Below are 10,551 nucleotides of genomic sequence, written 5' to 3'. Positions count from 1 at the left end.
TGGCAGCGATGCTGAGGATGTTTATCTGTGGCAAGAGACCTACGACCTGTGCGTGGAGAAATCTGCTTCACTGCGAGTCCTGGTTGGTCACCGCCCCCGCGGCGTGAACACGTGGCTCTCAGCAGATGCCTACGGCAAGGGTGAATCACTTCTCACACTCGCTCCCAAGATCAAAGAATCTGATCTCTATATTTGTGGTCCCACTCCATGGACCGAACTCGTCATTCGAGACGCCAAGCGTCTTGGTCTCAAGGATCACCAGATCCACGCTGAAAGGTTTGATTTCTAATGCGCGCAGGTAGTGCTTTCTTAGCCGGTGTTGGTTCGGCAGCAATTGTTGCCATTGGCTGGCAGGCAGGAGTGGGAACGCTCGTTTCTTCTCTTCCCCAGAGCCAGGCTGCTGCTTCCAGCAGCACCAGCACCGCCAATTCACCCAGCACCTCTAGCTCGACTGCTCCCTCAGCCGAGACCACAACGGCTCCCGCTGAGACCACAGCTCCCGCAACAACTGGTGTCGCCGATGGCACCTATGACGGCGCCGTCGTGAACACCCGCTATGGACCACAACAGGTCCAGGTCGTGATTGCCGGCGGCAAGATTTCTGATGTTGTTGTTCTGCAAACACAGACTGCCGACAGGAAATCTGAGCAGATTAGTTCTCGTGCGAACCCCATCCTTCGTGAAGAAGTCCTCACAGCACAGAGCTCCAAAGTCGCCAACGTGAGTGGTGCCACATACACCTCACAGTCCTATATTCAGTCCCTGCAGTCTGCTTTGGACGCTGCTGGCTTCACCGGTTAACAATGGCCATTCACTCGTTCGAGACCATGGGAACCATGGTCAGCATCCGCATTGCAGATGCTGAGCTCGGCGAGCACGATTCTGACCACAACGCCATCTCAGTACTCAACGAGATTGAGCATGAGTTCGCTCGCGTGAACCAGAAATTCAGTCTCTATCTAGAAGAATCTGAGATCTCTGCCGTTGCCCGAGGAGATCTCTCCTTGGCAGATGCCAGCCAGGAGATGCGAGAGGAATACGCCCGCGCCCTGGACTGGCGTGAAAAGACCGACGGCGCATTTACCCCCCACCGTCCAGACGGAATCATTGACCTCTCAGGAACTATCAAAGCGGTGGCCATCGACTCAGCAGCAAAGCTGCTGACCGATGCCGGCTTTGAACACTTCTCCGTCAATGTTGGTGGTGACCTCACTACTTCAGGCAATCAATCAACGGATGAATCCGGCTGGATTACCGGGATTGTGGACCCTCTCGAACGAGGAACGGTCATGACTGCACTGCGCTTGAATGAGCAATACCCCGCTATGGCAACCTCAGGAACCGCTGAGCGCGGAGAACACATCTGGCTTCGCCCAGAAACCACCAAGGATTTCATTCAGGCAACGGTGATTGCCCAGGACATCATTACTGCAGACGTGTTGGCCACGGCGATCATCTCTGGTGGTCAAGCAACTTTGGATCAGATCACACAGAACTTTGCCGTGGCAGTGATGACAGTGTCACCAGATGGCTCATTGCAAGCCAATCCCCTGTTCCAGGAACTCATTGCACAATAGGCGTTAACGAAGAATGGGCCCCATCGGGACCCATTCTTTTTGTTATTGCGTGAAACCTAGTTACAGGTACAGCGGTCAGCCTGAGCTACACCCTCAAGGGCCTGCTCGATGTGCTCGCCGCAACCGGTCCAGGTGGTCTTGCCGCATGAACCGCACTTGGCTGGACTACACATGTGATACCTCCGTGTTAGCGATGACCAAACGGTCAATCTGTATACCCCCTAGGGTATCTCACAAATCTAATTATTGCGAGTTCTGAAACTGAGAATACCCCGGATTTTTCCCACCCTGCGCTCAGGAAATGTTTACCTGAGCTTTACATGCAGATACTGCCTATTCTGAGGTAGGAGGAATACTCTAGAACTATGGGGACCTACAGATTAGAAGAATTGAACGCCAGCAACATTGTTGCTGCCAACTCACTGACTTTGAAGCGCGGTCAAGAGCAGTTCATTGCTCCACCGTCATATTCAATCTCTGAGGCGTATGTAAACCCCACTACCGCGTGGCCTCGTGTTGTCATGGATGGTGAGACTGTTGTCGGATTTATCCGTGGCAACTTTGATCCAGATAACCTCAACGACGAACTCCGGAGTTGCCTCTGGAGAATCCACGTCTCTGCCGACTATCAGGGCAAGGGTGTGGGAAAGTTTGCCGTGGCAGCACTCGCTGATGAAGCACGAGCACGTGGCAACAAGCGCTTGACCGTGTTGTGGGAAAAGGGTGTTGAAGGCCCCGAAGCGTTCTTCCACCGTGTTGGTTTTAGAGACGTTGGAACCACCGCCTATGGCGAAGTAATTGGAGAAATCACGCTCTAGTTCACGAATTAACGAAGAAGCCCCGGCGCACTGCGCCGGGGCTTCTCTAGTTCAGTTGAACTTAGATGCTTGCAACATCGAGGGGGATGCCAGGACCGAACGTGGTCGAGACTGCACCCTTCTGGATGTAGCGGCCCTTTGCCGATGAAGGCTTGAGGCGAACAACTTCGTCGAGAGCTGCGGTGATGTTCTCCGACAGCTGCTCAGCGGTGAACGAAGCCTTACCAACGATGAAGTGAACGTTGGAGTGCTTGTCTACCTTGAATTCGATCTTTCCGCCCTTGATGTCGTTAACAGCCTTAGCAACATCGGGGGTAACGGTTCCGGTCTTGGGGTTTGGCATCAGGTTACGAGGACCCAGTACCTTACCGAGACGACCGACCTTACCCATGAGCTCAGGAGTCGATACAGCTGCATCGAAAGCAACGTAGCCGCCGGCTACCTTCTCGATGAGCTCGTCGCCACCAACCTCGTCAGCGCCAGCCGCGAGTGCAGCTTCTGCAGCGGGACCGGTTGCGAACACGATAACGCGTGCAGTCTTACCGGTACCGTGAGGCAGCATGACGGTTCCACGAACCATCTGGTCTGCCTTACGAGGGTCAACACCGAGCTTGAGGGCTACCTCAACGGTGCTGTTGAACTTTGCGGAACCGGTTTCCTTAGCAATAGCAACTGCTTCGGTAGCGGTGTAGAACTTGCCTTCTTCGATCTTTGCGGCAGCAGCAAGGTATGCCTTTGACTTCTTAGCCATGATGTATACCCCTTAGCCCTCTACCGTGATGCCCATGGAACGTGCGGTTCCGGCAATGATCAGCTTTGCAGCTTCGATGTCGTTTGCGTTGAGGTCAACCATCTTTGCTTCCGCAATGGTCTGAACCTGTGCCTGAGTGAGCTTGGCAACCTTCACAGTGTGAGGAGTACCAGAACCCTTAGCAACGCCAGCAGCCTTCTTGATCATTTCAGCTGCAGGAGGAGTCTTGAGAACGAAGTCGAATGAACGGTCTTCGTACACGGTGATCTCAACGGGGATGATGTTTCCGCGCTGTGATTCGGTTGCTGCGTTGTATGCCTTGCAGAAATCCATGATGTTCACACCGTGCTGACCCAGAGCGGGACCAACAGGAGGAGCTGGATTCGCGGCGCCGGCCTGGATCTGAAGCTTAATCAGACCTGTGACCTTCTTTTTCGGTGCCATTTCTTTTTCCTTTTTTTGAATTCGAACTCATCGGGGTTCCGATGAACTCTCCCGTGAAATCAGGCGAACCTGATTCGCGGTAATCCAGACGACAAGCGTCTGGAAATCTTGTTACTGCTTGGTGACCTGGTCGAAGCTGAGCTCGACGGGGGTCTCACGCTCGAACAGCGAAACCAGCACGGTGAGCTTGCCGCTCTCGGGCTTGATTTCGTTGATGGTTCCGGGGAGGCCAGCGAACGAACCTTCCTTGATAACCACGGTCTCGCCGATTTCGAAGTCGATCTCTGCGATAGGAGTACGAGCAACAGCCTGTCCACCCTTGGCCTGAACAGCCTTGGCGGTGGGAACATCCTTGACCTCAACCAAAGGCTTCAGCATGTTGAATGCTTCCTGGAAGCGCAGTGGGGTGGGGTTGTGAGCGTTGCCTACGAAGCCAGTAACACCGGGGGTGTGACGAACACACGACCAGCTGTCTTCGTTGAGGTCCATGCGCACGAGAACGTATCCGGGGATACGAACGCGGGTGACCATCTTGCGCTGGCCGTTCTTGATCTCCACAACGTCTTCCATAGGAACTTCGATCTGGAAGATGAAGTCGTTGAGCTGCATCGAGGTACGACGGTTCTCAATGTTGTGCTTGACCTTGCGCTCAAAGCCTGCGTAAGAGTGGATGACGTACCACTTACCGGGCAGGGTGCGAAGCTCTGCTTCGAACGCTGCGTAGGGGTCGTCAGCAACTTCTTCTTCGTCCTCGGAAGCTACGATCGCTGCCTCAGCTTCTTCGATGGTGTCTACGTCGAGAGCGTCTTCAATTACTGCGTCAGCTTCTACGTCCACAACCTCGGCTGCGTCAGTCTCGGAGAGTGCATCCAGTGCGGCCTCGAGCAGCTGCTCGTCTTCGCGCGATGATTCAGTCACGTTGTTCCTGTCTTATCTAGAAAATCGTTTACCGCTGGTTAGCCAGCAGTGGTGGCCACAGTGGGATCACCGAAGACGGCAACCACACCCCAACCAAAGAGGTAGTCCATGCCGGATACGAGAGCCATCATGATGACCACGAATACCAACACAACCAACACGTAGTTGATGAGTTCCTTGCGGGTAGGTGTGACGACCTTCTTCAGCTCGCCAATCACCTGTCGAACGAAAAGGGCAAGGCGCGAGAAAGGATTGCGCTTTCCAGCACTCTCCTTCTTTGCACGTGCGACGATGTCCTCACCGGGTTCGTCGGCTACGTCTTGCGCCATTTCTTTTCCTTTCGATTTGCAGGGCGGACAGGACTCGAACCTGCAACCTGCGGTTTTGGAGACCGCTGCTCTACCAATTGAGCCACCACCCTTTGCTTCGCTCTACGTCACCGAATCACAGACTCGATTTCGTCTTCGTCATGAAGGCGCGCGAAAGCATGGCATATTGCAACCACTTCGCAATAGCTTAGGTGAGAAAGTGCCTCTCTGTAAAGCTGAGCTCCGCGCTCTATAGTGGTAACCGTGCCTGAATTGAAGCGAATTTCTTCTCGTATTTCCGCCATTGCTGAGTCAGCAACCCTCAAGGTTGATGCCAAGGCGAAAGCCCTGCAAGCAGCCGGTCGCCCGGTGATCAGCTATGCAGCTGGTGAACCAGACTTCCCCACCCCTGCTCACATCGTTGAGGCAGCGTTGGTTGCGGTCAAGGATCCCAAGAACCACCGCTACACCCCCGCTGCTGGTTTGCCCGAACTGCGCCAGGCCATTGCAGAGAAGACCAAGCGTGACAGCGGCTGGGCCGTTGACCCCAGCCAGGTCATTGTCACCAACGGTGGCAAGCAGGCCGTCTACCAAGCTTTTGCGACACTGGTTGATCCCGGTGACGAAGTTCTTGTCCCCACCCCTTACTGGACCACCTACCCCGAAGCCATCAAGCTTGCTGGCGGTGTCCAGGTTGATGTCTTTGCTGGTGCAGACCAGGAATACAAGGTCACCGTGGAGCAGCTGGAAGCTGCGCGCACCGACAAGACCAAGCTCCTGCTGTTCGTTTCGCCTTCAAACCCCACCGGTGCTGTGTACTCGGTCGAGGAAACAAAGGCCATCGGCGAATGGGCAGAGAAGCACGGCCTGTGGATCATCGCAGATGAGATTTACCAGAACCTCACCTATGACGGCGTGAAGGCCATCTCCATCGTGGATGCTGTTCCGGCCCTGCAGGACCGCACCATCTTGGTCAACGGTGTTGCCAAGAGCTATGCCATGACTGGTTGGCGTTTGGGCTGGATGGTCGGCCCTGCCGATGCCATCAAGGCCGCTGCCAACCTCCAGTCACACTTGACCTCGAACGTCTCCAACATTTCTCAGCGTGCTGCATTGGCTGCGTTGACTGGTCCTCAAGAACCAGTAGAAGAAATGCGTCTGGCCTTCGACCGCCGCCGCAAGTTGATTGTGGAAGAACTGCGCAAGATCCCTGGCTTTGAAGTTCCCATGCCTGAGGGTGCGTTCTATGTCTACTGCGACGTCACAGGCTTGCTGAACAAGGAGTGGGATGGCATTACACCCACCAACACCTTGGAGCTCGCTGACCTGATCTTGGATAAGGCAGAGGTTGCTGCAGTTCCCGGTGAGGCGTTCGGCCCCAGCGGATACCTGCGCTTCAGCTACGCACTGGGAGACGCTCAACTCCTCGAAGGCGTCCAGCGCCTGCAGAAGCTCTTCGGCACGAAGTAGAACTTAGAGGCCGAGTTCGGCCATTCTGGCCTGGATCAGGTCAGTAATCAGTGCGCCGTCCACGTCCCAGTCCACTGGCACTTTGAAGAGTCCCTTGGTTGTTTCATACGAAGCCAAGCGGTCTGCAAAGGTCGTCATTGCCGCTTCGCTCCAGGGCGCCAGTGATAGGTGGTTCTTTGCCGCAGACATCCCAAAGACATACTTCCCCTCGATCTGAATCTGGGGAGTGTTCCAGGCGAGCTTGACTGAAGAATCAGGGAAGTTCGTGGCAATGACGTCGAGCACGCGACGCAGAGTTGCCGCTTTGGTGTCATCCAGGCTGGCGAAGTACTCCTCGAGGTTCTCAAACTTCGCCATGATTAGACCTCCACGCCGATCAGGTTGGGCTCGGGATACAAAATGATGCCGAAGTGCGACTGGACCATCGCCTGAACGTAGGTGGCCAGGCCGACTACCTCTGCAGCAGTTGCTCCGCCTCGGTTGGTAATGGCCAGGGTGTGCTTGGTCGAAATACCTGCTTTGGAACCAGGGACGCTGTAGCCCTTCTTGACTCCTGCATTCTCGATCAGCCAGGCTGCCGAAAGCTTGACCAAGTTGGGGCCAGAGGCGCTTGCCAACGGGGGAACTTCAGCACCCAGAGGAAGCACACGATCGTGCTCTGCCTGTTTCACGGGGAAACGAGGAGCATCCGCTGGGAGATGACGAGCGAAGTTTTCGGTGACGATGGGATTCATAAAGAACGACCCCGCACTGGCGGTGTCAGGATCCGCAGGATCCAACACCATGCCTTTGCTGGCACGCAGTTTCAGAACTGTCTCGCGCACCTTGGCGAGCGCAACCTGGGTACCCAGCTCAACACCGAGAGCGGTTGCAAGTTGGGGGAAGGCGATAGGCGCAGAAAGACTGTCCCCATAGGAGGCCAGGCTGAGCTCAACAGTGAGCACCACGCCTTCCTTGCCCTGCTTGAACACCGACTCGCGGTAACCGAGGGCTAGCTCAGAAGCTGGAATCCAGGAGATTTCTTGGGTGTAGCGGTCGAGGAATTCGACAGCGGTCAGAACAGAAGAAAGTTCTTGACCGTAGGCACCAATGTTCTGGATAGGTGCAGCACCGGTGGAGCCAGGAATGCCGGAGAGGGCCTCAATACCCGCGAGGCCTTCAGAAATGCTCCACTGCACGAGGGCATCCCAGTTCTCTCCTGCCGCAACACGAACGGTGCTGTGGTTCGGGGTCTTAGAGATGTCCTGCTGACGTTCAATTCCTGTGGTGACAACGTGAATGACAGTGCCATCAAAGCCTTCGTCCGCGACGATGGTGTTGGAGCCGCCACCGAGGATCAACCAGGGCTCATTCGAGTCCCAGGTGTCCACAGCAGCTTCAATGAGTTGCTCACGTGTGGTGACAGTGATGAGTTCGCGCGCCGGACCGCCCACCTGCATGGTGGTCAGTGTCGACAGCGGAACAGAAGTCATGCTCTAGGCGAGGTTGACGCGGACCTGGGCTTTGCCCAGCACCGTCTCATCGTTGAACTTGGCGGTCAGATCAATACGAGCGATCTTCGTCTCGTCTTCGAGGGCACCCACAGTTGCGGTCACGGTGACATCAGCGCCTGTAGCACCGTCGACCAGCACGGGACGAGTGAAGCGCACCTGGTAGTCCACGATGCGGGCAGGGTCTCCTACCCAGTTGGACACGGGCTGCACAGCAAAGCCCATAGTCAGCATGCCGTGAGCAAGTACTCCAGGCAGGCCAACAGAGACCGCAACGTCATCGCGGTAGTGAATGGGGTTGAAGTCACCCGATGCACCGGCATAACGCACCAGGTTGTCGCGGGTGAGGTGGAAGTTCTCTTCGGCGACAACGTCGCCCTTCGTCAAGGAGCTGTAGTCAACCATGATTAGTCCTCATCTCCTCGAACGACCAGGGTGGAGATTGCGGTGACTACGTGCTTGCCGTTGGCATCCACGATGTCGGAGTCAGCAGTGACCATGTTGTGGCCACCCAGGCTCTTCACGCTGGAAACGGTGAGAGTTGCCGTGAGCTCATCACCGGCAACAATGGCGCGGGTGTAGGTGAAGCGCTGTTCACCGTGCACCACACGGGAGAAGTCGATGCCTGCATCTGGCTCTGCGAGTAACTGGGCCAGGGTTGCCTCCTGCACAACCACCGGGAAGGTGGGCGGAGCAACCAAGTCGGCGTGGCCAGCTGCACGAGCTGCGTCCACATCTAGGTTGATGGGGTTGGTGGAGAGCACAGCGCGAGAGAACTCGCGGATCTTCTCGCGTCCAACAAGATACGGGGCGGTCGGAGGGAAGACACGACCTTGCAATTCAGGATTTACAGCCACGGCACAATTCTAGGCGTGGCCTGACGGTGTTGAGCTTAAACAAAGAACCCCAGACCATCTTTGGTCTGGGGTTCTTCTGCAGCAGAGCTGCGAAGTTACTTTTTTACTGGCAGCTGTCGCACTGGAGCAGATCCATAGGATCTACGGGTACTGCGTAGCCACCAACGGTGTCGTTTGATTCGAATTCCATTTTTGCCTCCATAAAACTTGTCGAATCTCTTGCGAGATTCTGCCGCACCCCTGCGGTGAGTTATCACTATATAACGCGAATGACACCTGTGTCATTCCACTACATGTAGTGTTTGTGAGTTTTTTCGTAGGGTGCTGTGAGTTTGCCTAGAGAACCGCATATTTACGCCATTTCCGCCGCGAAAAAACTTTTTTGGCATCGGGGTTTCGGCGTGTCGAACATCACCGATAGTGTGGTCTGAGCCTGCTGAAGGGCCCCAGTCGCACGACAATCGTCGTGGCGGGCATTCGGCGGATGAACACAGAGTGGATGTCAGCGACATGACAACGCCCAACGGCAATCACATGCACACCGTCGATCTCGAAACCATGAAGCTTCGCGAGCAAGTATTTGAATACGCTCGCCGCCGCATGAACTACGACCCACCACCCCTGGATGGTCCCAAGACCATTTCAGAACTACGTGCTGAAGTTCCTGCCACTGTCACCGAAGAAGGCATGGGCGGCATTGAAGCACTGAGCCTGTTCGAGAATGTGCTGGCTGAAGCCACCATCTCGAACGATCACCCCAACTACCTCTCTTTCATTCCGTGTGCTCCGACTGAAGCAGCAACGCTGTTTGACCTCATCGTCTCTGCCTCCACCATCTATGGCGGATCGTGGATGGAGGGTGCCGGTGCGGTCTATGCCGAGAACCAGGTTCTCGAATGGCTGGCTAGCGAAGCTGGCATGCCCGAAGGCGCCGGCGGTGTCTTTGTTCAGGGTGGAACCCTGGGTAACCTCTCTGCGTTGGTTGCAGCTCGTCACACGGCAAAGGAAGCCCTCCTAGCCGCTGGAAAGTCTCTGCCTACTCGCTGGCGCTTTGCCTGCAGTTCTGAAGCCCACTCGTCACTGAAGGCCGCTGCGAGGGTGATGGACGTGGACATCGTCCCCGTTCCCGTCAACGCAGAAGGTCGCTTGACCGGTGCTGCTCTAGAAGAGACCCTCTCGGGAGACTGGGACGGCATCTTTGCCGTCGTCGCCACCGGTGGAACCACCAACTTCGGCATCGTGGATGAACTCGAAGAAGTGGGCACCGTCACCAAGGCACACAACGTCTGGTTCCACGTGGACGGCGCCTACGGCATCGCCGCGATGCTGGCACCGACCACCAAGCACCTCTTCGCGGGTGTGGCACTGGCTGACTCCTTCATTGTGGATCCTCACAAGTGGCTCTTTGCACCCTTCGATGCCTGCGCACTGGTCTACCGCGACCCCGAACTGGGTCGTGTCACGCACACTCAGCACGCGGAGTACCTCGATGCTCTGGAAAACCCTGAAGAGTGGAACCCCAGCGACTACGCCTACAACCTGACCCGTCGTCCTCGTGGATTACCACTCTGGTTCTCACTGGCCACCTACGGTGTTGCTGCCTACCGCGAAGCAATTGAGCAGAACATTCAGTTGGCCTACAAGATTGCCGACGAGATTCGTCGCCGTCCAGATCTCGACTTGGTTCGTGACCCACAACTCTCTGTTGTCGTCTTCACCAAGAAGGGCTGGAAGCTCGAGGACTACACCAAGTGGTCCAACAAGCTCCTGGCAGATGGCATTGGTTTTGTTGTTCCTAGCTCTCACAAGGGCGAGCCCAACACGCGCTTTGCCATTGTGAACCCCAGAACTAATTACGAATCTTTGGTCGAAATCCTCGACACGATGGTCTAACAAGGAATACGGTCAGTAACGTGGC

General features: G+C 55.8%; 13 protein-coding genes, 1 tRNA gene and 1 pseudogene. 6 read left to right on the top strand and 9 right to left on the bottom strand.

All coding sequences use genetic code 11. The features are described from left to right. The 4 genes and pseudogenes from Q0362_RS04005 to Q0362_RS03990 form a co-directional block, all read left to right on the top strand. Positions 1 to 289 (top strand): annotated as a pseudogene (locus Q0362_RS04005) (oxidoreductase); the annotation flags it as partial. Continuing rightward, complete coding sequence (locus Q0362_RS04000) at positions 289 to 801, top strand: FMN-binding protein (RefSeq protein ID WP_298120034.1); 513 nt, start codon at positions 289 to 291, stop codon at positions 799 to 801. The pseudogene Q0362_RS04005 and the gene Q0362_RS04000, both read left to right, overlap by 1 nt. Before the next feature lie 2 nt (positions 802 to 803). After that, on the top strand, positions 804 to 1,577 hold the full coding sequence (locus Q0362_RS03995) for an FAD:protein FMN transferase (RefSeq protein ID WP_298120031.1): 774 nt from the start codon (positions 804 to 806) through the stop codon (positions 1,575 to 1,577). Between the two features lie 365 nt (positions 1,578 to 1,942). Next, a complete protein-coding gene (locus tag Q0362_RS03990) occupies positions 1,943 to 2,395 on the top strand; it encodes a GNAT family N-acetyltransferase (RefSeq protein WP_298120028.1) in 453 nt (150 codons plus the stop codon). 61 nt (positions 2,396 to 2,456) lie between these two features. On the opposite strand, the gene rplA is transcribed toward Q0362_RS03990, so the two are convergent. The 5 genes from rplA to Q0362_RS03965 form a co-directional block, all read right to left on the bottom strand. Continuing rightward, positions 2,457 to 3,146 carry a 50S ribosomal protein L1 gene (gene rplA / locus Q0362_RS03985; RefSeq protein WP_280793977.1) on the bottom strand — a complete coding sequence of 230 codons (690 nt, stop codon included), beginning with the start codon at positions 3,144 to 3,146 and terminating at the stop codon, positions 2,457 to 2,459. A gap of 12 nt (positions 3,147 to 3,158) precedes the next feature. Beyond that, entirely contained in the window at positions 3,159 to 3,590 is a 432-nt protein-coding gene (gene rplK, locus Q0362_RS03980; protein WP_280793976.1) for a 50S ribosomal protein L11, read from the bottom strand. A 111-nt stretch (positions 3,591 to 3,701) separates the two neighbouring features. Next, on the bottom strand, positions 3,702 to 4,478 hold the full coding sequence (gene nusG / locus Q0362_RS03975; RefSeq protein ID WP_239406888.1) for a transcription termination/antitermination protein NusG: 777 nt from the start codon (positions 4,476 to 4,478) through the stop codon (positions 3,702 to 3,704). 68 nt (positions 4,479 to 4,546) lie between these two features. Continuing rightward, positions 4,547 to 4,837 carry a preprotein translocase subunit SecE gene (gene secE / locus Q0362_RS03970; protein ID WP_298120025.1) on the bottom strand — a complete coding sequence of 97 codons (291 nt, stop codon included), beginning with the start codon at positions 4,835 to 4,837 and terminating at the stop codon, positions 4,547 to 4,549. Between the two features lie 19 nt (positions 4,838 to 4,856). After that, a tRNA-Trp gene (locus Q0362_RS03965) sits at positions 4,857 to 4,929 on the bottom strand. A gap of 151 nt (positions 4,930 to 5,080) precedes the next feature. On the opposite strand from Q0362_RS03965, the gene Q0362_RS03960 reads away from it, so the two are divergent. Then, on the top strand, positions 5,081 to 6,286 hold the full coding sequence (locus tag Q0362_RS03960) for a pyridoxal phosphate-dependent aminotransferase (RefSeq protein ID WP_298120020.1): 1,206 nt from the start codon (positions 5,081 to 5,083) through the stop codon (positions 6,284 to 6,286). Between the two features lie 3 nt (positions 6,287 to 6,289). On the opposite strand, the gene Q0362_RS03955 is transcribed toward Q0362_RS03960, so the two are convergent. The 4 genes from Q0362_RS03955 to Q0362_RS03940 are packed head-to-tail and all read right to left on the bottom strand — an operon-like array spanning position 6,290 to position 8,633. Further along, on the bottom strand, positions 6,290 to 6,643 hold the full coding sequence (locus tag Q0362_RS03955) for an iron chaperone (protein WP_298120017.1): 354 nt from the start codon (positions 6,641 to 6,643) through the stop codon (positions 6,290 to 6,292). Between the two features lie 2 nt (positions 6,644 to 6,645). Then, positions 6,646 to 7,758: a UDP-N-acetylmuramate dehydrogenase gene (locus Q0362_RS03950; protein WP_298120013.1), complete on the bottom strand. Its 1,113-nt coding sequence runs from the start codon at positions 7,756 to 7,758 to the stop codon at positions 6,646 to 6,648. A gap of 3 nt (positions 7,759 to 7,761) precedes the next feature. Next, complete coding sequence (locus tag Q0362_RS03945; protein ID WP_298120009.1) at positions 7,762 to 8,181, bottom strand: MaoC family dehydratase; 420 nt, start codon at positions 8,179 to 8,181, stop codon at positions 7,762 to 7,764. A 2-nt stretch (positions 8,182 to 8,183) separates the two neighbouring features. Continuing rightward, on the bottom strand, positions 8,184 to 8,633 hold the full coding sequence (locus tag Q0362_RS03940; protein WP_298120005.1) for a MaoC family dehydratase N-terminal domain-containing protein: 450 nt from the start codon (positions 8,631 to 8,633) through the stop codon (positions 8,184 to 8,186). Positions 8,634 to 9,143: 510 nt separating this feature from the next. Here Q0362_RS03940 and Q0362_RS03935 point away from each other — a divergent pair. Next, positions 9,144 to 10,526, top strand: a complete 1,383-nt coding sequence (locus Q0362_RS03935; protein WP_298120002.1) for an aminotransferase class V-fold PLP-dependent enzyme — start codon at positions 9,144 to 9,146, stop codon at positions 10,524 to 10,526. The last annotated feature ends 25 nt before the right edge of the window (positions 10,527 to 10,551 follow it).

The sequence above is a fragment of the uncultured Aurantimicrobium sp. genome (assembly GCF_936931525.1).
Classification (GTDB): domain Bacteria; phylum Actinomycetota; class Actinomycetes; order Actinomycetales; family Microbacteriaceae; genus Aurantimicrobium.
This window is presented reverse-complemented; position numbering and strand designations above follow the sequence as displayed.

What these genes read in the sequence shown, in the direction of transcription:
- Q0362_RS04000 (WP_298120034.1), top strand. Translation starts at nt 289, where the DNA reads ATGCGCGCAGGTAGTGCTTTCTTAGCCGGTGTTGGTTCGGCAGCAATT.
- Q0362_RS03995 (WP_298120031.1), top strand. Translation starts at nt 804, where the DNA reads ATGGCCATTCACTCGTTCGAGACCATGGGAACCATGGTCAGCATCCGC.
- Q0362_RS03990 (WP_298120028.1), top strand. Translation starts at nt 1,943, where the DNA reads ATGGGGACCTACAGATTAGAAGAATTGAACGCCAGCAACATTGTTGCT.
- rplA (WP_280793977.1), bottom strand. Translation starts at nt 3,146, where the DNA reads ATGGCTAAGAAGTCAAAGGCATACCTTGCTGCTGCCGCAAAGATCGAA.
- rplK (WP_280793976.1), bottom strand. Translation starts at nt 3,590, where the DNA reads ATGGCACCGAAAAAGAAGGTCACAGGTCTGATTAAGCTTCAGATCCAG.
- secE (WP_298120025.1), bottom strand. Translation starts at nt 4,837, where the DNA reads ATGGCGCAAGACGTAGCCGACGAACCCGGTGAGGACATCGTCGCACGT.
- Q0362_RS03955 (WP_298120017.1), bottom strand. Translation starts at nt 6,643, where the DNA reads ATGGCGAAGTTTGAGAACCTCGAGGAGTACTTCGCCAGCCTGGATGAC.
- Q0362_RS03950 (WP_298120013.1), bottom strand. Translation starts at nt 7,758, where the DNA reads ATGACTTCTGTTCCGCTGTCGACACTGACCACCATGCAGGTGGGCGGT.
- Q0362_RS03945 (WP_298120009.1), bottom strand. Translation starts at nt 8,181, where the DNA reads ATGGTTGACTACAGCTCCTTGACGAAGGGCGACGTTGTCGCCGAAGAG.
- Q0362_RS03935 (WP_298120002.1), top strand. Translation starts at nt 9,144, where the DNA reads ATGACAACGCCCAACGGCAATCACATGCACACCGTCGATCTCGAAACC.